A 20,826-nucleotide genomic window follows, 5' to 3' on the forward strand; every position below is an offset into this window, starting at 1 on the left:
CCCGGAAACCCGCGGATTTCCTTCGATTGAGCGAGAAAATTCATTGGCCGCGTTTTCATCGATATGACATTGAAGTGTCATAAATCTGAAACAGAGACGTCATCGTGGCGTCATGAACAAGGAGCTGGACGATGAACAAGCGGATCGCGAGCGCATTGATTGTGGCTTCGATGGCGATGATCGGCGGCGCGGCGCACGCGCAGGACGCCAATCCCTATGGCTATGACCAGATCGCGGCGAAAAACCTGAAGGCGGCGGAAACGCGCCTGATCGCGCAACGCGCAGCGGAGCCCGACGAACCGTCGGTTCTGATCAACCTGGCCTATGTCTACAAGAAGACGAACCGCGTCGCCGAAGCGCGCGACCTCTACAATGCGGTGCTGGCGCAGCCCGATGTGCTGATGGCGCTGGGCAGCGGCAAGCCGGCCTGGAGCCACGCGCTCGCCATGAAGGGTCTTGGCCGCTCGACCGATTTCGCGGGGCGGTAAAAGACACCTCCTGTCGCTCCAGCGAAAGCCGGAGCGACAGCGGCAATGCGTCTCGAAATTGCGTTGGAAATGCGCGCCCGCGCCTTCCTATAGCCTCGGCAGGGTCACCCCGCGCTGGCCCATATATTTACCGGCGCGGTCGGCATAGCTTGTTTCGCACGGCTCATTGCCCTGCAGGAACAGGAACTGGCACGCGCCCTCGTTCGCGTAGATCTTCGCGGGCAGGGGGGTAGTGTTGGAGAATTCCAGCGTCACATGGCCTTCCCAGCCCGGCTCCAGCGGTGTCACGTTCACGATGATGCCGCACCGCGCATAGGTGGATTTGCCCAGGCAGATCACCAGCACGTCGCGCGGCACGCGGAAATATTCGACGGTGCGGGCAAGCGCGAAGCTGTTGGGCGGGATGATGCAGACGTCGGTCTTGCGGTCAACGAAGCTGTTCGACGCGAAATCCTTGGGGTCCACCACCGCGCTGTCGACATTGGTGAAGATCTTGAATTCGTCGGCGACGCGCGCGTCATAGCCATAGGATGACAGGCCGTAGCTGATGCAGCCGTCGCGCCGCTGCGATTCCACGAACGGCTCGATCATGCCGGCGGTGGTCGCCTGTTCGCGGATCCATTTGTCGGACAGGATGGACATCTTCTTCCTTCTGTTCTGCTTGAAACCGTCATGCCAGCCAAGGCTGGCGTCTCTCAACGGAAAAAGGCGACTTGTTCTGATCGGGGCCCCGGCGTCCTCCGGAACGACAGGATATCGGCTGAAATCATCCGATCCCCAGATCCGCCGGTCCGAAGGCATGGGGCAGCAATTCCGAGAGCCGGTGCGTTTCGATCGTCGCGCCGTCCGCCGATGCGCAATGAACCAGGATGTCGCGTCCCGCCAGTTGCGCCGCTTCGTTCAGTATCTGCCGGCAACGGCCGCACGGCCGCACCGGATCGGCGCCGGTGATCGCGCCGTCCACGCCCAGCATGCCGCCGATCACGCCGATCTCGACCACCTGGCGCAGCCGGCCTTCGCTGTTCGCCTTGGCGAGCGCGACGGTTTCGGCGCAGAGCGACAGACCATAGCTCGCATTCTCGAAATTGGTGCCCGTCACCACGCTGCCATCGTCGAGCAGCACCGCCGCGCCGACGCCGAAGCGCGAATAGGGGGCATGGGCGTTGGCGGCGGCGATGCGCGCCGCGTCGATCAACCGTCCCGCAGTCTCATTCATGGTCGCACCACATTCCAGTCCACCGGGCCTTCGATTCCTTCGATACGCCGCACCGACGACGCCTGCCACATCACCCAGGGGCGTTCGCCGTAATTGGGGGGCAGGAACAGGCGCCGCAACCACAGCGTCCGGTGGATGCCGCGGCTGATGGCGTAAGTGTCCTCGAATTCGCTGGTGACGTAGAGGATGGCGGGCTTGCCGGCATGCGCCTCGATCATCTCCAGGAAGCTGGTCAGATCGGCGATCAGCGTTTCGCGCGAAGGGCGGGCGGCGCAATTGCCGCCGAACTCCAGATCGACGGCGGGGGGCAGCGCCTGTTCCTCCCGCGGGACGGTGGCGATGAAGTTGGTCGCCTGGTCGATCGCCGGCCGGCAGAGCGTGTAGAAATGATAGGCACCGTGCTTCAGCCCGGCCGTTTCCGACTGTTGCCAGTTTTCGGCGAAGCGCGTGTCGCGATGGTCGGCGCCTTCGGTCGCCTTGATATAGGCGAATTCGGCGCCCGCCGCCTTGACGCTCGGCCAGTGGATCTCGCCCTGGTGATGCGAAACGTCTACGCCCTGCAGCGGATATTGCTCGATCGAGGGGCGCCATTGCAGCGCATAGGCGTAGAGCGCGCCCGCCAGCGCGGCCAGCGCCGCCAGGGCCAGGGCTGCGAAGCCCAGCCTCCGCTTCCACGTCCGTGCCGCCATGCCCCCGCCTTCTACCCCTTGATGTGCAGCACGCAGATCAGCGTGAACAGGCGCCGCGCGGTATCGAAGTCCACGTCGATCTTGCCCGCCAGCCGCTCGATCAGCAGTTCAGCCGCTTCATTGTGGATGGCGCGTCTGGCCATGTCCACCGTTTCGATCTGCTGCGGCGTCGCATTGCGGATCGCCTGGAAATAGCTGTCGCAGATCGCGAAATAATCCTTGATCGGCCGACGGAAGCGGCCGAGCCCGAGGATGAGGGATTCGAGCGGGGTGCGATCCTCGCGCCCGATATCGATCGCCAGCCGGCCTTCCTCGACGCGCAGGCGCACGGCATAGGGGCCCTTATAGCCGTCCTCATGATCGCGCTGCGGCGCGAAATGATTGCCTTCGAGCAGGTCGAAGATGGCGATGCGGCGCTCCTGCTCGACATCGGCGGAGCGCCAGACGATCGTCGCCTGGTCCAGTTCGATATCGATGATGCGCGGATCCGCCATTGGGGGGCTTTATCGGGGAAGGGCTGGCGCCTCAACACCCCGTGATTGCCGCTTTGGCGCCGGGACGGAGGATGATATGATTCTCCACAAAGTTTTCCACAGGCTTGCTGTGGGTTGAGCCGCTCCCCTGGGTGCGCGAGAAGCGACATATGGCCGAACCGTTCCGAATCGTTGCCGCCCAGGAGGGCGAACCCGTCGAATTGCCGCACAATATCGAGGCGGAAGCCGCGCTGCTGGGCGCGATGATGATCGACAACCGCGTCGCCGAAGACGTGATGCAGAAATTGCGCGGCGACCATTTCTTCGAACCGGTGCATGGCCGCATCTATGACGGCGTGCTGAAGCTGGTCGGACGCAGCATGGTCGCCAACCCGGTGACCTTGAAGCCGATGTTCGAAAGCGACGAGGCGATGCGCGAACTGGGCGGCCCCGCCTATCTCGCGCGGCTGACCGGCAGCAATGCCGCGCTGATCGGCGCGCGCGACTTCGCCGAACAGATTTACGAGCTGGCGCAGCTTCGCGCGCTGATCCAGGTGGGCCGCGATCTCGTTACCAAGGCGATGGACACCACTGACGAGGTCAATCCCAAGAAGCAGATCGAGGAAGCCGAGGTCGCGCTTTATTCGGTCGCGGAAGAGGGTGGGGAGACCGGATCGGTCAAGAGTTTCCTCCAGGCCAGCCGCACCGCGGTCGAGATGGCGGAAAAGGCGCTCAATGCCGGTGGCGGTCTGTCCGGCGTCACGACCGGCCTCAATTGCATCAACGAGCGGATCGGCGGCCTCCACCATTCCGACCTTATCATCCTGGCCGGACGACCCGGCATGGGCAAGACGTCGCTGGCGACCAACATCGCCTTCAATGCCGCGCATCGCTGGCAGCGCGACATGGAGGACGGGATCGAACCCAAAAAGTCGATCGGCGCGAAGACCGCGTTCTTCAGCCTCGAAATGGCGGCCGACCAGCTCGCCACGCGCGTGCTTTCGGAGCAATCGGGCATTTCGTCGGAAAGCCTGCGCATGGGCAAGATCAGCCAGCAGGAGTTCCGCAATCTGGCGCGTGCCTCCGGCGAGCTCGAAAATCTGCCGCTCTTCATCGACGATACGCCGGGCCTCACTATCGCGGCGCTGCGCACACGCGCGCGCCGGTTGAAGCGGCGCCACGATATCGGGCTGATCATCATCGATTATCTCCAGCTTCTCCAGGGCTCGGGCAAGAGCAGCGACGGCAATCGCGTGCAGGAAATTTCGGAGATCAGCCGTGGCCTCAAGACGCTGGCCAAGGAAATGAACGTACCGGTGATCGCGCTGTCGCAGCTCAGCCGCGCGGTCGAGCAACGCGAGGACAAGCGGCCGCAGCTCTCCGACCTTCGCGAATCGGGCTCGATCGAACAGGACGCCGACATGGTCTGGTTCGTCTATCGCGAGGATTATTATCACTCGTTCAAGAAGCCGGCCGAACCGGACGCCAACTCCACCGCCGACCAGCACGATGCCTGGAATGCCTGGCTTCAGGAGGATTTCAGGATCAGCGGCATGGCGCAATTGATCATCGCCAAGCAACGTCACGGCGCCACCGGTGCGGTTCGCATGCGCTTCGACAGCAAGATCACGCGCTTCTCCGATCCGATCGACGACGATCGTCTGCCGCAGCAGTTCAACTAGGGGCCGGACCCTAGGATGCATTCCGCCTACCGCCGGACAAAGCCGAGCAACCTGAGCAGCAGATAGGTCGCCAGCGATGACGCGACGGCCAACGCGCCGGCGACCAGGGTGCCATTGTCCCCCGTCATCGGCAGTCCACCTGTGTTCATCCCGAAAAAGCCGGTGACGAGCGTCGCGGGCAGCATCAGTGCGGTCATGATCGACAGGAAATAGATGTTCTGGTTGGTGCGTTGCGCCGCCTGGAGATCGAGTTCGTCGCGCAGCAATCGCAACTGGCCCTGAACGCCGACGACATCGGTGTCGAGCGTGTGCAGCCGCTGGTGGAAGCGTTGCGCGACGGGGGCGAGCGCTGCGGGCAGCGCCGGATCCTCGTGCAGGCGCTGCAACGCCGCGCGCATGCCCGCCAGCATGCGGTGGATCTGCGCGGCGCGGCGCCGGACCGCGACCAGATCGCGCGTGTCGGGCAATGCGCCACGGGTCAGGAACTCGTCTTCGTCTTCGAGCAGTTCGGCGGTCATGCCCGCGACGATCCGGGTCAGCCCGTCGGTCAGCGATCCCATCAGCAGGTCCAGCGCATCGGCGGGGCCGGCGAAGCGTTCGCCGGCAAGCAGACGCTGGCGAACGATGTCGGCGGAATGGAGCGGGTGGAAACGACCGGTGACGATCGTCGTCGGGCCGATCGCGACATGGAGCGCGCCGATACGGTTGGTCCGGTCGACATCGAAGTCGCGCTCGAAATCATGAAGGACGAGGCCGGCCACCCCCTTCTGGACAAGGGCGCGCTGGATTTCGTCCTTGGAGAGCATCAGGTCGCGGATGAGCGGCGGCAGTTTCGCCTTCTCCTCGATCCAGCGCAGGCTGCGATGGTCGGACAGATTCAGGTGCAGCCAGCGCAATCCGCCATCGGCAGGCGCGTCGCAATCTTCGATCGCGGTGATCCCGTCCTCGTTCGCGGCGCAGCCCCAGATCAGGCCGGGGCGCATCACGGTTTCTCCGAGCGAGAGGAGGTTTTCGGGCATGGCCAATCCCCCAGGGGAAATTGCGGGTTAGGACCGTGATGTGACGCTTTCGTGACGGGTTTGGCGATGGAGGGCGAAGGCGACGATCGTGAGGATCGCGATCGCCCAGGGGGCGTGACCCAGCAGCATGTCGAGCGCCCGGCCAAATCGATTGTCTGCGCCGCTCAGTCTTTCGCTCAGCCATGCCAGCGCGGCAACGGCGGCGATCGTCGATCCGGCGAGCCGGAACGCCCGATAATGACGGGTCCGCGCCAGCATGATCAGCGCCGGCATGGTGCAGGCGACGACGATCAGTTGAACGGCCTCTATGCCGAGGTTGAAACCCAGGATCGAAAGCGCCTTCTCGTCCGCGTCCAGGCCGTGGCCGCCGATGAGCGTGGCGAAGGCGAGGCCGTGGACCAGCCCGAATCCGCCGGCGACGAACATCTCCCGCCTCGGAAAAATCGGCCGGAAGCCATGAAGCGCGGAGATCAGGATCGACAGTGCGATCAGCGCCTCGACGGGTTGCGCGGGCAATCGCCAGTCGAAGAACGCACCGCCGATCAGCGTCAGCGAATGGCCGATGGTGAATGCGGTGACGACGCCGATCAGATGGCGGATCGTCGGCTTCAGTCCGGCATAGCCGCTCCAGCGCCGTCCCCGCGCGATCAGCGGCGCGGGGATCAGCAAGGTGATCAGGAATAGCAGGTGATCATGCCCCTCCGCGATATGGTGCATGCCCAGGCCGATCGAGGCGAGGAAACCGCGAAAGCGGCTGGGGTCGCCGCGATCGACAAGCAATATGGTGCGGCCGGGCTGGAGGCCGCCGACCAGTCTGGCGTCGCCGCCGACATGCCCCCCCGCGAAGTCGCGGCCGATCAACACCAGCGCGAAATGGTTGGGAACGCGGTCCAGCACGGGCTCCCAGCGCAAGATCAGCCGGCGTGGCGACGTGCCGGGCGGCGGCGTCAGCCGGATGGCGAAGCGCAGATCGGGCGGCCCGGCATCGTAGCCGATCCGGAGATCGGCGATCCCGGTGGACCAGGCGCGCCCGTCCGGCGTGGCTGCGCCGATCCTCGGCTTCAGCCATGCGGCGAGTGCCGACGGATCGGCGAGTTGGCCGTGCCGATCGAGCGCCGGCTTCGCGCGCATCGCATATTCCAGTTCGCCCAGCGGAATGATCGCATGTCCGATGATGTGATCGGCCGAAAAATCGAGAGTGACCTCGCTGTTCGGAGTCAGGTGCGCGGCGGCGGGGCGGCCGAGGAGCAGGAGTGCGCAAAACAGCAGCGCGGCCAAAACGGCAATCCGGCCGATCGCATCGGTTCTCGGTCTCAATGGCCGAACCATATCAGCGCCGATCGGCGATCTAGGATCCGGGGATTGATCGCGGCGGCCTTGTCCCGTTCCTCCGCGGCCTCATCACCGTGGCCGAGCATCGCCTGGGCGTCGGCGGCGAGCATATGCTGTTCCGCCGAAACCCAGCCGCTTTGCGAAACCGCCTGGGCGATCCGCAACGCATCGTCCGCGCGGCGATTGGCGAGCAAGGCCCAGCCGAGCGCGATCGCGGAGGCGCCGTGCGGGCGGGCGTGGAAGCCGGCAAGCGCGAGGCGAAGCGTCCGCGCGGTCGGGCCGAAAGCGAGATAGTGATCGAGCGCATGGGCTTGCGCCGCTTCCGGGAAGGCCTTCAGCCTCGCATCCCATATGTCCGCCGCCTGTCGCGATAGCGCATCCGCTCGCGCGTGATCGCCCCGCGCACGGTAGAGCGCGGCCAATGCGTCCATCGTCTCCGGTGCGCCACCATGCGCGATCGCGGTGCGATAGCGCCCGATCGCCCCCTCGATATCGCCGCGCAGCGCCGTCATCTGCGCGCGATTCTGTTCGATCTGCCAATATCCCGGGAACAGCGCGTCCGCCTCGGCGAAGGCGCGATCCGCGTCATCCCAACGCCCGATCCGCAACAGGATCGTGCCGCGCTGAAGCTTGAGCCCTGCCGCGGCCTGGGGCGTGGTGAAATTGCCCGTGCGTTCGGCATGATCCAGCGCCGCAAGAGCGCGGTCCGGCTGCCCCAGATATGCGTCGAGCATCGCCCGGCGCGCGAACAGGCCCGCGCTTGGCGCCAGTGCCTCGGCCGCGTCATAGCGGCGGGCCGCCGCCGCGTAGCGCCCGCGATACAGGGCGATGTCGCCGCGCATCGCTTCCGCTTCCGCGCGGATTTCCGCTTCGGCGGGCATGGCATAGCGGTCGATCTCCGCCAGCATTGCTTCCGCTGCTCCCAGCCTGTGCGTCTGCATCGCGAACGCGGCGGCCGTCAGATGCGGGCCGGCGCGTGGACCGGACGCGACGAACGCGCGATCGAGCGCGGCGCCGGCGGCGCTGAAATCGCCATAATTTCCGGTCAGCCGGGCATGCGCCATCGACAGGGTCGCGATCTTCTCGAGCGCCAGCCAGTCGTCCGGCCGTTTCGCCGCATCGGTGCGCGCGGTCACCAGATCCTGCGCCAGGCGCGCGACCGCATCCTGCTGGCTCGCGGGGGCGACCGTCGGCGGCAGGATGCGCGCGGTGCGCATGGCCGTTTCATTCGCACGGGGCCAGAGCGAAAGCGTGGTGGAGACCGCCGCGATCAGCGCCGCCGCCGTCAGCAGCCGCGCGGCGCTCAGGCGGGCGTGGCGCAGGATACCAGGCTGAGGCGGGCGAGATCGTCGCCCAATATAGTGTGCAGGCCGGTGAGCGTCGCCTTGATCTCGCTGGTCCAGCGCCCGGCCGCATCCTCGCCGGTGTTGCTGTCATTATAGGGGATCTTCGCCGACGTGCCGATCAGCGCGGTCGCGATCGCGGGCATGCCCATGCGATCGACGGAGATGAAGGCGGTGTCCGGATCCTTTCTGAAATCATAGCTGGATGCGCTGCCGCTCGCGACCGGCGGCTTGCCGAGCGGTGGCGCGAGATAGGGGAAATCGGGTAGGAAGGTCGCATCGTTGCGGCCGGGATTGAGCGGCAGATCGGCAAGCGTGCGCAGATTGTGGCGCCGCATGTCGAGCAACAGATAGGACAGGGTGATATCGACGACCTGATCCTGCAACCGGCGGCCATTGGGGAAGCTGGGGGGCAGATTGAGGTCCAGCTTCACGGTATCGGGTATGATCAGCGCGGTCACGCTGTTGCCGGGCGTAACGATCTGATCGAGGCAGGGCTGGACGTTGAAGCTGGTCGGCGTCGGTGTCGGCGCGGGAGATGTCGGCGTGGGCGTCGGTGTCGGCCCCGGCGTCAGCGTGCCGCCGTCGCCGCCGCAACCGGCGAGCGGCAGGAGCATGGCGATCACCAGCGCGCTCGCGCCCGGACGGAGACCGCGCATCAGATATTCCCCCCGAAACGGGCGCTCGTCGCCCAGATATCGAGCGGATGCGCACCGTTCTCCAACGCCGCTCGCGGCATCTGGATGACGATCGCCGTATCGTCCTTGCCGGCGAAGAAATCGCGATCGTTGCGCATCTGGAGCGTACCCGTCGAGCGGGTCGCGCGAAAGCCGAGCAGGTCGAAATTGAACGGATCCTCGAACAGGCCCGCGCGCAGCATCGCGCCGCCGCTCGCGATATTGGTCTCGACCGGCCCGGAAACGATCGCGGACGCGGCGCCTGGCACATTCTCGAACTGGACGCCATTGGCCGTGCCGTTCTGCCCGAAACGGACGCGGATCACGAATTCCGGATCGCTGCGCGCACCGGCGTTGGAGATATTGACCTTGTAGAGCACGTCGCGATCGTAGCTCGCGGCCCTGCCGGCCTGCGGCCCCGCGAAGGTGACCGCGATGATCACATGGCTGGTGGTATGCCAGGCATAGACATCCGCGATATCGGCCGCGAAATCCGGCAGCGTGTCGAGATCCGGATCGGTTCGCGTCGGCGGATCCAGATGGTCGGCGGCGACCGTTGCGCTGTCACCCGACAAGAACGCGATCGGAACGGTAAGGGCGAGCGATCCCGCCGCAAGCAAGCTGGTGCTGAACGAGGACATGGTCACGCGCATTCCCCCTGCTCGGCAGGCTGATGGATCGCGACCGTGCGTCGTCCCGGCGCCTGACATGGGCATTCGGGATCGGCGTGGCGGAGAGTAATCCCTTGGCGCGGCGGCTCAAGGGGGAAAATAAGTGGGCGCCCAAACAGGGGGACGCATGTCGCGCCGCCCCTTTTGGATCAGAACACCGGCTGGTTGGCCGGATCGTCGGGATCGGCGACGGGCGTGTGGATACCGCATTCCACCTTGTCCCAGCCGCGCCAACGGCCGGCGCGGGGATCCTCGCCGGGCTTGACCTTGGAGGTGCAGGGCGCGCAGCCGATCGAGGGATAGCCTTCCGCCTCCAGCGGATGGCGAGGCAGGTCGTGCGCCTCGAAATAGGCGTCGAGCTCGGCCTTGCTCCAGTTGGCGAGCGGATTGACCTTCAGCCGGTCGCCATCGAGCTCGAAGCGCGGCAGGCCCGAACGCGTCGCGGACTGGAAGCCCTTGCGGCCGGTGATCGAGGCGTCGAAATGCGCGAGCGCGTTTTCCAGCGGCACCACCTTGCGGATCTCGCAGCAGCCGTCCGGATCATAGGACCAGCGCAGCCCGGTCTCGTCCTTCTTCAGGATCGTCTCCGGGTCGGGCGTCAGGATGCGCAGATCGGTCAGGCCCAGCCGCTCCACCAGATCGCCGCCATAGGCGAGCGTCTCCGGGAAATGCTTGCCGGTATCGAGGAACAGCACGGGCGTCGCGGGCGCGGCGGTCGCGATCATGTGAAGCAGTACGGCGGATTCGGCGCCGAAGGACGAGACGGCGGCGACGTCGCCCAGCATGTTCTCGGCAAGCAGCACGCGCAGCATCTCGACGGGATCGACGCCACGGAACATGTTGTTCAGCCGGATCGCGTCGGCGGTGGTGAAGCGGGGGCCCACGTCGATCCGATCGCGCACGCGCGCCTCAGCCATGACGCAGCTTCCAGACGGGCACGGTCGCGTCGGCCGCCCGCTGATAGACATGGTCGTAGCGCGCCAGCGACGCTTCCACCACCGCCGGGTCGAGCGGCTTTTCGGGCGCGAAGCTGTCGAATCCGCAGCGGCGCATGAACGCGATCTGGTCGACCAGCACGTCGCCCTGCGCGCGCAGTTCGCCCTGATAGCCGGCTTCGCGCAGGATGCGCGCCGCCGAATAGCCGCGCCCGTCGCGATAGCCGGGGAACGCGATCTCGACGAGCGCGAGCCGGTCGAGATAGGGCAGCAGTGCGCGCGCATCTTCGTCGGGTTCCAGCCGGACCGAGGTCGCGTTCGACTGGTCGAGAAAGGCGTCGAGCGTCACCGCGGGCTCTTCGTGCGCGGCGTCGGTGCGGAAGCTCAGCGGGTCACCCATAGATCGCCTCCTTGAAGGGCTCGATGCCGACACGGCGATAGGTGTCGACGAAACGCTCGCCATCCTGGCGCAGCGACTTGTAGGTATCGGTCACTTTCTCCACCGCATCGACGATGCCGTCCTCGTCGAAGCCGGGGCCGGTGATCTTGCCGAGCGACACGTCCTCCGCGCCCGATCCGCCGAGCAGGAGCTGGTAATTCTCCGTGCCTTTCCGGTCGACGCCGAGGATGCCGATATGGCCGGCATGATGGTGGCCGCAGGCATTGATGCAGCCGCTGATCTTGAGCTTGAGTTCGCCCAGGTCGCGCTGCCGGTCGAGATCGGCGAAGCGCTCGGCGATCTTCTGCGCGACGGGAATCGAACGCGCATTGGCGAGGCTGCAATAGTCGAGGCCGGGGCAGGCGATGATGTCGCTGATCAGATCCAGGTTCGGCGTCGCCAGACCCGCTTCGTCGAGCGCCTGCCAGACGGCGTAGAGGTCGGCCTTGCGGACATGCGGCAGCACGATGTTCTGCGCATGGGTCACGCGCAGTTCGTCGAAGCTGTAGCGTTCGGCGAGGTCGCCCATCAGATCGATCTGGTCGGCGGTGGCGTCGCCGGGAATCCCGCCGACGGGCTTCAGGCTGATATTCGCGATCGCATAGCCGGGCTGGGCGTGCGCCGCGACATTCTGCTGAACCCACAGGCGGAAATCGGGATCGGAGAGATCCAGTTCGTCGCTCAGGCCGGTTGCGAAGGCGGGCGGCGCGAAGAAGGCGGTGATCCGCTCCAGTTCGGCGGCGGGCGGATCGATGCCCAGGGTCTTCACATGCGCGAATTCCTCTTCCACCTGGCGGCGATAGTCTTCGGCGCCGATCTCGTGGACGAGGATCTTGATCCGCGCCTTGTAGATATTGTCGCGGCGGCCGTGGCGATTATAGACGCGCAGGCACGCCTCCAGATAACTGAGCAGATCTTCCGCCGGTACGAAATCCTTGATCTCGGGCGCGATCATCGGCGTACGGCCCATGCCGCCGCCGACGAAGATCTTGCCGCCCAGCGTGCCCGCTTCGTTGCGGACCAGCTCGATGCCGATATCGTGCAGGCGCATCGCCGCGCGATCCTCGGCGGCGGCGATCACCGCGATCTTGAACTTGCGCGGCAGGTAGCTGAACTCGGGGTGGAAGGTGCTCCACTGGCGCAGCAGCTCCGCCCAGGGTCGCGGATCGGTGACCTCGTCGGAGGCCGCGCCGGCATATTGATCCGAACTGATGTTGCGGATGCAATTGCCGCTGGTCTGGATGGCATGCATCTCGACGCTGGCCAGATCGGCCAGAATGTCGGGCGCTTCCTCCAGCTTGATCCAGTTATACTGGATATTCTGGCGCGTCGTGAAATGGCCGTAGCCGCGATCATATTTGCGCGCGATATGGCCGAGCATCCGCATCTGCCGGCCGTCGAGCGTGCCATAGGGCACCGCGACACGCAGCATATAGGCGTGGAGCTGCAGATAAAGGCCGTTCATCAGCCGAAGCGGCTTGAACTGATCCTCCGACAGGGCGCCGGACAGGCGCCGGTTCACCTGGTCGCGAAATTCCTCGACGCGGGCGTCGACGATCGACTGGTCATATTGGTCGTACTTGTACATGTCAGATCTCCGAACCGTTGGGTTCGAGCAAGGTTCGAGCAACGTCGAGAACCGTGGTCGAGAACCTTGGCGCCGTGCTTCTCGACGGGCGCGTCTCGGCAAGCTCGACGCTGCTCGAAGCGAACGGAAGGGTGGTGGCGATCATCAGATCACCCAGTTGCCGGCGGCGGGGTCGGCGGGTTTCAGCGTCAGGTCCGGGCGGACGGTCGGGCCAAGCGCGCGCACGCGGTCCTTGATATGCGCGGGGCGGGGGCCTTCCGGGGTCGCGGTCGCCTCGATCACATAGGGCGCGTTGACGCGGCGCGCGCCTTCCTCGGCGCGGGCGATGCTCTCGCCTTCCTCACCCACATCGGCGGCGTCCTCGACATGGCGGGACCATTCGGTCCCCGTCCACCAGATCACGTCGCCTGTCGGCAAATCATTGCCCGTCAATATCTTCACGCAAGATGCTCCGCCTGTTTCTCGAATGCGGCCAGCCGATCCTCGGCATCGGCACGCAGCACGACTTCACCCACCACGATCAGTGCCGGGCTCTCGACCTGTTCGCGCGCGATCATGCCGCCAAGATCGGCAAGCAGGGTACGCAGCGCACGGCGATCCGGACGGCCGCCCTTTTCCAGCACAGCCACCGGCATGCCGGGCGATACGCCGTCGGCGATCAGCTTGTCCGCGATCTGCTCGGCGGTGGCGACGCCCATATAGATGACGAGCGTACGGCCCTTGCCGGCAAGCCCCGACCAGTCCTGCTCGGTCAGCCCCTTGCACTGGCCCGCGACGAAGCTGACCGCGCTCGCCGCCTCGCGATGGGTCAGCGGCAGCAGTGCCTCTGCGGCGCAGCCGATCGCCGCGGAAATGCCGGGAATCACCTCGACCGCGACGCCGGCCGCGCGGCAGGCTTCGACTTCCTCGCCGCCGCGTCCGAAGATGAAGGGATCGCCGCCCTTCAGGCGGATCACCGTCGCGCCGCCAAGCGCCTCCGCGACGATCAGCGCGTTGATCGAGTCCTGCGCCAGCGTGTGGCGGGCGCGGCTCTTGGCAACCGAGATCAGCCGCGCGGATGCCGGCGCGAGCGCCAGGATGCGGGGATCGACCAGCCCGTCATGCACGATCACATCGGCGCGCCCGATCGCGCCGGCGGCTTTCACCGTCAGCAATTCGGGGTCGCCGGGTCCGGCGCCGACAAGGATCACCGTCCCGGCGGTTAGGTCACGCACTTTACCGTCCATGGCGGACAGATGGGCGTTCGATGCCGTCGACGCAAAGCAGGGTTTTTTTGGGGGTGGCTAGTTGAGCTTTGCGCTCGCCAGCGCCGCGGCGGCGATCTCACCATCCTCGGCGGAGGTTCCGCCGCTGATGCCGAGCGCGCCGATCACCTGTCCGTTGGACAGGATCGGCACGCCGCCCTCGACGGCGACGACGCCGTCCAGGCTGAGCACGGCGGCGCCATTCTTCGCGACGGAATCGGCGAAGGCCTTGGTCGGGCGGCGGAATCGCGCGGAGGAGCGCGCCTTTTGCTGCGAAACCACGATCGAAGCGGACTGGGTGCCGTCCATCACTTCCAGCAGGATCGGTTCGCCCGAGGGCAGCACGACCGCGAAGGCCATGCGGAAATTGCGCGCCTTTGCTTCGCGATGCGCGGCATCGACGATGGTGCGCGCCTGCGCGAGCGTGACGGCGGGGCCATAGGGGCCGGGAATTTGCTGTGCGGATGCCGCCGGCGCCAGCAAGGCTGCCGCGAGCGCCGCGCCCGCCGCAAGATATCGCCGCTTCACCATCATCACCCCTCCTGATTTTCCGGCGGGATAGGCGCTGAGGTGGAGACAGGCAATGCCCGTGTCAGGACCCGCTGGAGGGATCGCGCAATCCGATGCCGATCGATGCGCGCGCCTGTTCGGTTTCAGACGAAACCACGGGATAGGCGCAATAATCGGCGGCATAATAGGCGCTCGGCCGGTGATTGCCAGACAGGCCGACGCCGCCGAACGGCGCGTTGGAGGGGGCGCCGTTGGTTGGCCGGTTCCAGTTGACCACGCCCGCGCGGATATTGGCCCAGAACCGATCGTAAAGCGCGGGTGCGCCGCCGATCAGCGAAGCGGACAGGCCGTAGCGTGTGTTGTTCGCCTCGATCAGCGCATCCTCGAAACTGGCGACGCGGATGACCTGGAGGATCGGGCCGAACAGCTCGACATCGGGCCGGTCGGAAACATCGGTGACGTCGATGATCGCCGGGGTCAGGAACGGACGGTCGTCGACCGGTCGGTCGAGCCGGCGGAAGGGGCGGCCGCCCTTCATCATCAGGCCGAGAAAGCTCTCCTGAAGCGAATCCGCGGCATGATTGTCGATCACCGGCCCCATGAAGGGCTGGGGCTCGTCATGCGGGCCGCCGACGATCATGCGATCGACCAGCTTGCCGAGTTCGGCGAGCACCGCATCCTGCTTGCCGTCCTCGACGATCAGGCGCCGCGCCGCCGTGCAGCGCTGCCCCGCGCTCAGAAAGGCGGATTGCGCGATCACCACTGCGGCGGCGTGGATGTCGGTGGGGTTCCACAGCACGATCGGATTGTTGCCGCCCAGCTCCAGCGCCAGGATCCGGTCGATCCGTTCGGCATAGAGGCGGCTGAGCGCCAGGCCGGTCGGCGCCGATCCGGTGAAATAGAGCCCGTCGATCCCGTCATGCGCGGCCAGCGCCTTGCCCTCGGCCGGTCCGCCGATCAGCAGGCGCACGGCGCCTTCGGGCACGCCCGCCGCGCGATAGCATTCGACGAGCAGTTCGGCGGTCGCCGGCGTTTTTTCGGATGGCTTGAACACCACTGCGTTGCCGGCGATCAGCGCGGGCACGATATGGCCGTTGGGCAGGTGTGCGGGAAAATTATAGGGGCCGAGCACCGCGACCACGCCATGCGGCTTGTGGCGCACCGCGTTGCGCACGCCCATCGCGCCGTCCAGCCGGCGCTGCGCCGTGCGTTCGTTATAGGCGGCGACGGAGATGTCGACCTTGGCGATCACCGCCTCGACTTCGGTTCGCGCCTCCCAGAGCGGCTTGCCCGTTTCGCGTGCGATCCGATCCGCGAATTCGCTGGCGCGCGACAGCATGACATTGCCGAAACGGCGCATCGTCTCGATCCGCACGGTCAGCGGGCGCGATGCCCATTCGGCCCATGCGCCGCGCGCGATCTCCACTTCGGTATCGACATCGCCGATCGCACCGCGCCACAGGATGGCGCCGGTGGCGGGTTCGAAAGAGACGATTTCCTGCGGATTCATGGGTTACTCTGGCCAGTCAATGCCCTCTCCAGCACCTTTGGACAAGGTAGGTCAAGGCATGGCGCCCATCGCGTCACCCATCCGCCGCACCGCCGCCACCTTGTCGTGCAGCGCGGACCAGTCGTCGGCGTCGGCGATGCGCGACCAGATCGCCTCGACTTCGTCGATATGCATCGAACAGGGCGCGGGATCGGACCAATAGGGGTGATCGAGCACGCGGGCCGGCGCATAGGCGGTGATGCGGTCCCTGAAATCGTCGAAAACCGGATCGGCGTATAAGGTATCGGCGGGAGACGGAGCACGACAGTCGCCTCCAGCCCAGTCGAAGAAGAAACGATCGATTTCGACGGTGCCCGCCATCAGCGCCTGTTCCATCGCGCCGATCAGGGCCTTGTCCTCCGCTTCACCACGCGGCGCCACGCCCAGGCGCCACAGCAGCTGGCGCATCAGCGCGGCCTCGTAATGGCCGGCATAGGGCTCGATCGCGGATACCAGCGCCTCCTGATCGGCGACCAGGCGCAACGCCACGGCAAGCTGGATCACGTCCCAATGGATCGCTTCGGCCTGGCGCCCAAAGGCGTAGAGCCCATGGTGATCGAAATAGGCGGAGATGAAGGCGGGATCGTAGAAGGGCGTGAAACGCCACGGGCCATAGTCGAAGCTTTCGCCGGTGACGTTGATATTGTCGGTGTTGAGCACGCCATGGACGAAACCGGCGGCGATATAGCTGGGCGCCAGCGGCGCCACGGCGCGGACGACATGGCCGAGCAGTCGCGCGGCGCCGTCCTCGCCGGGCGCATCGTTGAAATAGCGATCGAGCGTGTAGTCGATCAGCCGGCGCATCGTTTCGGCATCGCGCAGATGCGCGAGCCGCTGGAAGCTGCCGATCCGGATATGGCCATGGCTCAGCCGCACCATCACCGCCGATCGGGTGGGGGAGGGTTCGTCGCCGCGCTGGAGCGCTTCGCCGGTCTCGATCAGCGAAAAGGTCCGCGACGTCCTGACGCCCAGGGCTTCGAGCATCTCGGTGGCCAGGATCTCGCGCACCCCGCCTTTCAGCGTCAGCCGCCCGTCGCCGAAGCGGCTCCATGGCGTTCGCCCCGATCCCTTGGTGCCCAGGTCCATGAGGCGTCCGTCCGATCCGCGCATCTGCGCGAACAGGAAGCCGCGCCCATCGCCCAGATCGGGATTGTACACGCGGAACTGATGGCCGTGATAGCGCAGCGCGAGCGGTTCGGTCAGGTTGCCCGGCAGCGGTTCGAAGCGGCCGAAATGCGCGATCCAGGCGGCATCGTCCAGGTTGTCCATCCCGATTTCAGCCGCCGCACGGTCGTTGCGATAGCGCAGGATCGTCTTCGGGAAATCGGCCGCCGCCACGGGATCGTACATGGTGTCGCCCAGCGCGAGGATCGCGGGTTCGGGCGTGTAAGGAGTTGCTTGCCGGATACTGTCCATATCGCGATATGGGGGCGAAGACGGGAAGGGCGCAACCATGGCCGCGTATAGTGACGGATATTGGTGGTCGAACGACAATCTGCGCCTGCATTATCGCGATTATGCGGGGGATGCAGAACGCCCGCCGATCCTGTGCGTTCCGGGACTCACGCGCAATGCGCGCGATTTCGAGGGCGTGGCGGAGCGATTGGCGGGGCGCTACCGGGTCATCTGCGTCGAACTGCGCGGGCGCGGCGAGAGCGCCTATGCCAAGGATCCGATGAGCTATGTTCCGCTCACCTATGCCCAGGATCTCGATCGGCTGATCGGCGAACTCGCGCTCGATCGTCTGATCGTCTTCGGCACATCGCTTGGCGGGATCGTCGCGATGCTGCTCGCCGCCACGCACCGCGAACGGCTGGCGGGCGTATTGCTCAACGATGTCGGGCCGGTGATCGAACAGGCGGGGCTCGACCGGATCCGTTCCTATGTCGGGCGCAATTCGGCCTGGCCGACCTGGGTTCATGCCGCGCGCGCGGTGGGTGAACTCAATCGCGACGTCTATCCCGACTATGCGCTGGAACAGTGGCTGCGCATGGCCAAGCAGCTTTATCGCCTCAACCAGCAGGGGCGCATCGTCCCGGATTATGACGCGAAGATCGCCGAGCCGTTCCGCGCACCGGGCGGAGAGGCCGGGGTGGATCTGTGGCCCGCGCTCGACGCGATGGCCGAGATTCCGATGCTGATCGTTCGCGGCGAGCGATCGGACGTGCTGGGCGTTGAGACGCTGGCCCGGATGAAGAAGCGGCTGGCCAACGCCAAGAGCATCATCGTGCCGGGCGTCGGCCATACGCCGACGCTGGAGGAGCCCGTGGCGGTTCGCGCGATCGACCGGTTTCTTGCCGCCATCACCGGTTGACGGCAATGGCGCTCAATATCCTCCACCTCCATTCGAGTTTCGATCTCGGCGGCAAGGAGGCGCGCGCCGTCCGCCTGATGAACGCGTTCGGCAAGCGGGCGCGGCACACGATCCTGAGCGGGGTTCCCGGCGCGCTGGGCGCGCGGGCCGCGATCGATCCGGGCATACGCGCCGATTTCCCGCAGGATGCGCCGTCGCTGACGGGGCGTCCGTCCGTCGCCCGCTATCAGGCGATCGCCCGCTATATGCGCCGCTTCGATCTGGTGTTGAGCTATAATTGGGGAGCGATGGACGGCGTGATGGCGCGCCGCCTGTTCGGGCGCGGCCTGCCGCCGCTGATCCACCATGAGGATGGCTTCAACGAGGATGAGGCGGTGCGGCTTAGGACCGATCGCACGATCTTCCGCCGGATCGCATTGCCCGCCGCGCAGGCGCTGGTGGTGCCGTCGGCGAAGCTGGAGACCATCGCGTTCCGGACATGGAAACAGCCCGACTGGCGCGTGCGGCGGATCTCCAACGGCATCGATGTGCGGCGTTATGCCGGCCAGCGCGATCCCCGCGCCATTCCGGGTTTCGTGCGCCGTCGCGGCGAGGTGATCGTGGGATCGGTCGCCGGGTTGCGCGCGGTCAAGGATCTGCCGCGTCTGGTGAAGGCGGTCGCCGCCCTGCCGGAAACCGTGCGCCTGGTGATCGTGGGAGAGGGGCCGGAACGCGAAGCCATATCGGCCGCCGCCGGTGCCGCCGGAATTTCCGATCGCGTCCACCTGCCGGGATTTCTCGATCGGCCGTGGCGCTATGTGGGATTGTTCGACATTTTCGCGCTTTCGTCGAAGAGCGAGCAATTCCCGATCTCGGCGGTCGAGGCGATGGCCGCCGGCCTGCCTGTGGCCTCCCCGGATGTCGGCGACGTGTTTTCGATGGTTTCGGATGAAAATCGGGCGGTGCTCGCCGAAACCGCGTTCGAAACGGCGCTGCGCCGTTTCGCACTGGACGAAAGCCTCAGGAAACGCGTAGGGGCCGCCAACCGCGCGCGCGCGGTGGGGGAGTATGACGAGCAAGAAATGATCGCGCGCTATGCGGCGCTTTACGGCGGCGCTGTCGGCCGATCGGGCATCCTGACCGGTTAAACCGATTTTTACCGCGCATTCGGCGCGTCTTTCGCTTATATCTGGGACAAATCAAGGGAGTGACGTGTTGTTCAAGGGTCTGAAGCCCATCAGCTACCGCGGGCGCGAGGTCTGGCCGATCATCGAGGGCGGGAAGGGCATTTCGGCGAGCAACCATATGAGCTCCGGCGCCTGGGCCGCGGCCGGCGGCATCGGCACCATCTCGGCGGTCAATGCCGACAGCTACGATCCGACGGGCAAGATCGTGCCGCAGGTCTATCGCAGCCGCACGCGGCGCGAACGCCACGAGGAACTGATCGAATATGCGATCGAGGGCGCTGTAGAGCAGGTGAAGCGCGCATTCGAACTGTCTTCGGGTAAGGGCGCGATCAATATCAACGTGCTGTGGGAAATGGGCGGCGCCCAGCGCATCCTGCACGGCGTGCTCGAACGGACGCGCGGCATGGTGGCCGGCGTCACCTGCGGCGCCGGCATGCCTTACAAATTGTCGGAGATCGCGGCCTCTTACGAGACCAGCTATCTGCCGATCGTCAGCTCCGGCCGCGCTTTCCGCGCGCTGTGGAAGCGCGCCTATCACAAGGCGGCGGAATGGCTGTCGGCGGTGGTCTATGAGGACCCTTGGCTGGCGGGCGGGCATAACGGCCTGTCCAATGCCGAGGATCCGCTGAAGCCGGAGGATCCCTATCCGCGCGTCAAGGCGCTGCGCGACACGATGCGCGAAGGCGGTATTTCGGACGATGTACCGATCGTGATGGCGGGCGGCGTCTGGCATCTGCGCGACTGGAACCACTGGATCGACAATCCCGAGCTTGGGTCGATCGCCTTCCAGTTCGGCACGCGTCCGCTGCTCACGCAGGAAAGCCCGATTCCGGAAGCCTGGAAATCGAAGCTGATGACGCTCGATCCCGGCGATGTGCTGCTCCATCGCTTCTCGCCGACCGGTTTCTATTCCTCGGCGGTGATGACGCCCTTCCTCAGGAATCTGGTGGCGCGTTCGGAACGCCAGATCGCCTTTTCCACCGAAGCGGCGGGCGATCATCAGTTCCAGCTCGATGTCGGCGTCAAGGGCAAGCATATGTGGGTGACGCGCAACGATCTGCTGCGCGCCCGCGAATGGTTCGGGCAGGGCTATCTGGAAGCGCTGAAGACGCCGGACAATACACTCGTCTTCGTGACGCCGGAGGAGCGCGCGATCATCCGCAAGGATCAGGCGGATTGCATGGGCTGCCTAAGCCAATGCTCCTTCTCGTCCTGGATGGACAGTGAGACCAATTCGACCGGCCGGCTGGCCGATCCGCGCAGCTTCTGCATCCAGAAGACGTTGCAGGATATCGCGCATGGCGGCGATCCCAACGACAATCTGATGTTCGCCGGGCATGCCGCCTACAAGTTCAAGCAGGATCCCTTCTATTCGAACGGTTTCGTGCCGACGGTGAAGCAGCTCGTCGATCGTATCCTGACGGGCGACTGAATTTAGCGACCGAATTTCCGGATCATGTCGGGGCCGAGCTTTCGAAGTTCGGCCCCGTT

Annotated in this window: 23 protein-coding genes; 5 read left to right on the forward strand and 18 right to left on the reverse strand. The window is 65.8% G+C overall.

Annotation, left to right across the window (positions count from 1 at the left end):
- Positions 1–131 precede the first annotated feature (131 nt).
- Positions 132–488 (forward strand): tetratricopeptide repeat protein, encoded by a 357-nt coding sequence (locus tag K7G82_RS12370; RefSeq protein WP_246623429.1) that lies wholly within the window; start codon positions 132–134, stop codon positions 486–488.
- 87 nt (positions 489–575) lie between these two features.
- Here K7G82_RS12370 and dcd read toward each other — a convergent pair whose 3' ends face one another.
- The 4 genes from dcd to K7G82_RS12390 form a co-directional block, all read right to left on the reverse strand.
- Positions 576–1,130 carry a dCTP deaminase gene (gene dcd / locus K7G82_RS12375; RefSeq protein WP_222990117.1) on the reverse strand — a complete coding sequence of 185 codons (555 nt, stop codon included), beginning with the start codon at positions 1,128–1,130 and terminating at the stop codon, positions 576–578.
- 124 nt (positions 1,131–1,254) lie between these two features.
- Positions 1,255–1,704 carry a cytidine deaminase gene (locus tag K7G82_RS12380; RefSeq protein ID WP_222990118.1) on the reverse strand — a complete coding sequence of 150 codons (450 nt, stop codon included), beginning with the start codon at positions 1,702–1,704 and terminating at the stop codon, positions 1,255–1,257.
- A complete protein-coding gene (locus K7G82_RS12385; RefSeq protein ID WP_222990119.1) occupies positions 1,701–2,393 on the reverse strand; it encodes a GH25 family lysozyme in 693 nt (230 codons plus the stop codon). Before K7G82_RS12385 ends, K7G82_RS12380 begins: the two co-directional genes overlap by 4 nt.
- An 11-nt stretch (positions 2,394–2,404) precedes the next feature.
- The gene (locus K7G82_RS12390; protein WP_222990120.1) at positions 2,405–2,887 is read right to left on the reverse strand and encodes a UPF0262 family protein; all 483 of its coding nucleotides are present in this window, start codon (positions 2,885–2,887) and stop codon (positions 2,405–2,407) included.
- Between the two features lie 149 nt (positions 2,888–3,036).
- Here K7G82_RS12390 and K7G82_RS12395 point away from each other — a divergent pair, with 149 nt between their 5' ends.
- Positions 3,037–4,548 carry a replicative DNA helicase gene (locus K7G82_RS12395; RefSeq protein WP_222990121.1) on the forward strand — a complete coding sequence of 504 codons (1,512 nt, stop codon included), beginning with the start codon at positions 3,037–3,039 and terminating at the stop codon, positions 4,546–4,548.
- Between the two features lie 26 nt (positions 4,549–4,574).
- Here the strand turns inward: K7G82_RS12395 and K7G82_RS12400 are convergent, their stop codons facing one another.
- From K7G82_RS12400 to K7G82_RS12465, 14 genes are all read right to left on the reverse strand, one after another.
- The gene (locus tag K7G82_RS12400) at positions 4,575–5,567 is read right to left on the reverse strand and encodes a CorA family divalent cation transporter (protein WP_246623430.1); all 993 of its coding nucleotides are present in this window, start codon (positions 5,565–5,567) and stop codon (positions 4,575–4,577) included.
- A 27-nt stretch (positions 5,568–5,594) separates the two neighbouring features.
- The gene (locus tag K7G82_RS12405; protein WP_222990122.1) at positions 5,595–6,845 is read right to left on the reverse strand and encodes a HupE/UreJ family protein; all 1,251 of its coding nucleotides are present in this window, start codon (positions 6,843–6,845) and stop codon (positions 5,595–5,597) included.
- 35 nt (positions 6,846–6,880) lie between these two features.
- Positions 6,881–8,116, reverse strand: a complete 1,236-nt coding sequence (locus K7G82_RS12410) for a tetratricopeptide repeat protein (protein ID WP_222990123.1) — start codon at positions 8,114–8,116, stop codon at positions 6,881–6,883.
- Between the two features lie 86 nt (positions 8,117–8,202).
- On the reverse strand, positions 8,203–8,901 hold the full coding sequence (locus K7G82_RS12415) for a DUF4331 family protein (protein WP_222990124.1): 699 nt from the start codon (positions 8,899–8,901) through the stop codon (positions 8,203–8,205).
- Entirely contained in the window at positions 8,901–9,560 is a 660-nt protein-coding gene (locus K7G82_RS12420) for a DUF4331 domain-containing protein (RefSeq protein ID WP_222990293.1), read from the reverse strand. The genes K7G82_RS12415 and K7G82_RS12420 overlap by 1 nt, the downstream gene beginning before the upstream one ends.
- 179 nt (positions 9,561–9,739) lie before the next feature.
- Positions 9,740–10,507 (reverse strand): phosphoadenylyl-sulfate reductase, encoded by a 768-nt coding sequence (locus K7G82_RS12425; RefSeq protein ID WP_222990125.1) that lies wholly within the window; start codon positions 10,505–10,507, stop codon positions 9,740–9,742.
- On the reverse strand, positions 10,500–10,925 hold the full coding sequence (locus K7G82_RS12430; RefSeq protein WP_222990126.1) for a DUF934 domain-containing protein: 426 nt from the start codon (positions 10,923–10,925) through the stop codon (positions 10,500–10,502). The genes K7G82_RS12425 and K7G82_RS12430 overlap by 8 nt, the downstream gene beginning before the upstream one ends.
- Positions 10,918–12,552, reverse strand: a complete 1,635-nt coding sequence (locus K7G82_RS12435; protein ID WP_222990127.1) for a nitrite/sulfite reductase — start codon at positions 12,550–12,552, stop codon at positions 10,918–10,920. The genes K7G82_RS12430 and K7G82_RS12435 overlap by 8 nt, the downstream gene beginning before the upstream one ends.
- A 1-nt stretch (position 12,553) precedes the next feature.
- Entirely contained in the window at positions 12,554–12,697 is a 144-nt protein-coding gene (locus K7G82_RS12440; RefSeq protein ID WP_222990128.1) for a hypothetical protein, read from the reverse strand.
- The gene (locus tag K7G82_RS12445; RefSeq protein ID WP_222990129.1) at positions 12,697–12,993 is read right to left on the reverse strand and encodes a DUF2849 domain-containing protein; all 297 of its coding nucleotides are present in this window, start codon (positions 12,991–12,993) and stop codon (positions 12,697–12,699) included. The genes K7G82_RS12440 and K7G82_RS12445 overlap by 1 nt, the downstream gene beginning before the upstream one ends.
- The gene (cobA, locus tag K7G82_RS12450) at positions 12,990–13,778 is read right to left on the reverse strand and encodes a uroporphyrinogen-III C-methyltransferase (RefSeq protein ID WP_222990130.1); all 789 of its coding nucleotides are present in this window, start codon (positions 13,776–13,778) and stop codon (positions 12,990–12,992) included. Before cobA ends, K7G82_RS12445 begins: the two co-directional genes overlap by 4 nt.
- A gap of 57 nt (positions 13,779–13,835) precedes the next feature.
- Positions 13,836–14,327, reverse strand: coding sequence for a GlcG/HbpS family heme-binding protein (locus K7G82_RS12455; RefSeq protein ID WP_222990131.1), 492 nt, complete (start codon positions 14,325–14,327; stop codon positions 13,836–13,838).
- 61 nt (positions 14,328–14,388) lie between these two features.
- Positions 14,389–15,816, reverse strand: a complete 1,428-nt coding sequence (astD, locus tag K7G82_RS12460) for a succinylglutamate-semialdehyde dehydrogenase (RefSeq protein ID WP_222990132.1) — start codon at positions 15,814–15,816, stop codon at positions 14,389–14,391.
- Between the two features lie 51 nt (positions 15,817–15,867).
- Positions 15,868–17,271: a protein adenylyltransferase SelO family protein gene (locus K7G82_RS12465; protein WP_222990133.1), complete on the reverse strand. Its 1,404-nt coding sequence runs from the start codon at positions 17,269–17,271 to the stop codon at positions 15,868–15,870.
- A 37-nt stretch (positions 17,272–17,308) separates the two neighbouring features.
- On the opposite strand from K7G82_RS12465, the gene K7G82_RS12470 reads away from it, so the two are divergent.
- The 3 genes from K7G82_RS12470 to K7G82_RS12480 all read left to right on the forward strand — a co-directional run bounded on the left by K7G82_RS12470 (position 17,309) and on the right by K7G82_RS12480 (position 20,767).
- Complete coding sequence (locus tag K7G82_RS12470) at positions 17,309–18,169, forward strand: alpha/beta fold hydrolase (RefSeq protein WP_222990134.1); 861 nt, start codon at positions 17,309–17,311, stop codon at positions 18,167–18,169.
- A 5-nt stretch (positions 18,170–18,174) separates the two neighbouring features.
- A complete protein-coding gene (locus K7G82_RS12475; RefSeq protein WP_222990135.1) occupies positions 18,175–19,296 on the forward strand; it encodes a glycosyltransferase family 4 protein in 1,122 nt (373 codons plus the stop codon).
- 67 nt (positions 19,297–19,363) lie between these two features.
- A complete protein-coding gene (locus tag K7G82_RS12480) occupies positions 19,364–20,767 on the forward strand; it encodes an NAD(P)H-dependent flavin oxidoreductase (protein WP_222990136.1) in 1,404 nt (467 codons plus the stop codon).
- Positions 20,768–20,826: the final 59 nt, after the last annotated feature.

Source organism: Sphingomonas colocasiae, assembly GCF_019880585.1.
Taxonomy (GTDB): Bacteria; Pseudomonadota; Alphaproteobacteria; order Sphingomonadales; family Sphingomonadaceae; genus Sphingobium_A; species Sphingobium_A colocasiae.

Excerpts from the sequence above, each read along its gene's own strand:
- K7G82_RS12385 (WP_222990119.1), bottom strand. The coding sequence starts at position 2,393 with ATGGCGGCACGGACGTGGAAGCGGAGGCTGGGCTTCGCAGCCCTGGCC.
- K7G82_RS12425 (WP_222990125.1), bottom strand. The coding sequence starts at position 10,507 with ATGGCTGAGGCGCGCGTGCGCGATCGGATCGACGTGGGCCCCCGCTTC.
- K7G82_RS12430 (WP_222990126.1), bottom strand. The coding sequence starts at position 10,925 with ATGGGTGACCCGCTGAGCTTCCGCACCGACGCCGCGCACGAAGAGCCC.
- cobA (WP_222990130.1), bottom strand. The coding sequence starts at position 13,778 with ATGGACGGTAAAGTGCGTGACCTAACCGCCGGGACGGTGATCCTTGTC.
- K7G82_RS12420 (WP_222990293.1), bottom strand. The coding sequence starts at position 9,560 with ATGTCCTCGTTCAGCACCAGCTTGCTTGCGGCGGGATCGCTCGCCCTT.
- K7G82_RS12390 (WP_222990120.1), bottom strand. The coding sequence starts at position 2,887 with ATGGCGGATCCGCGCATCATCGATATCGAACTGGACCAGGCGACGATC.
- K7G82_RS12415 (WP_222990124.1), bottom strand. The coding sequence starts at position 8,901 with ATGCGCGGTCTCCGTCCGGGCGCGAGCGCGCTGGTGATCGCCATGCTC.
- dcd (WP_222990117.1), bottom strand. The coding sequence starts at position 1,130 with ATGTCCATCCTGTCCGACAAATGGATCCGCGAACAGGCGACCACCGCC.
- K7G82_RS12465 (WP_222990133.1), bottom strand. The coding sequence starts at position 17,271 with ATGGACAGTATCCGGCAAGCAACTCCTTACACGCCCGAACCCGCGATC.
- K7G82_RS12440 (WP_222990128.1), bottom strand. The coding sequence starts at position 12,697 with ATGATCGCCACCACCCTTCCGTTCGCTTCGAGCAGCGTCGAGCTTGCC.
- K7G82_RS12435 (WP_222990127.1), bottom strand. The coding sequence starts at position 12,552 with ATGTACAAGTACGACCAATATGACCAGTCGATCGTCGACGCCCGCGTC.
- K7G82_RS12395 (WP_222990121.1), top strand. The coding sequence starts at position 3,037 with ATGGCCGAACCGTTCCGAATCGTTGCCGCCCAGGAGGGCGAACCCGTC.
- K7G82_RS12370 (WP_246623429.1), top strand. The coding sequence starts at position 132 with ATGAACAAGCGGATCGCGAGCGCATTGATTGTGGCTTCGATGGCGATG.
- K7G82_RS12470 (WP_222990134.1), top strand. The coding sequence starts at position 17,309 with ATGGCCGCGTATAGTGACGGATATTGGTGGTCGAACGACAATCTGCGC.
- astD (WP_222990132.1), bottom strand. The coding sequence starts at position 15,816 with ATGAATCCGCAGGAAATCGTCTCTTTCGAACCCGCCACCGGCGCCATC.
- K7G82_RS12410 (WP_222990123.1), bottom strand. The coding sequence starts at position 8,116 with ATGCGCACCGCGCGCATCCTGCCGCCGACGGTCGCCCCCGCGAGCCAG.
- K7G82_RS12400 (WP_246623430.1), bottom strand. The coding sequence starts at position 5,567 with ATGCCCGAAAACCTCCTCTCGCTCGGAGAAACCGTGATGCGCCCCGGC.
- K7G82_RS12475 (WP_222990135.1), top strand. The coding sequence starts at position 18,175 with ATGGCGCTCAATATCCTCCACCTCCATTCGAGTTTCGATCTCGGCGGC.
- K7G82_RS12455 (WP_222990131.1), bottom strand. The coding sequence starts at position 14,327 with ATGGTGAAGCGGCGATATCTTGCGGCGGGCGCGGCGCTCGCGGCAGCC.
- K7G82_RS12380 (WP_222990118.1), bottom strand. The coding sequence starts at position 1,704 with ATGAATGAGACTGCGGGACGGTTGATCGACGCGGCGCGCATCGCCGCC.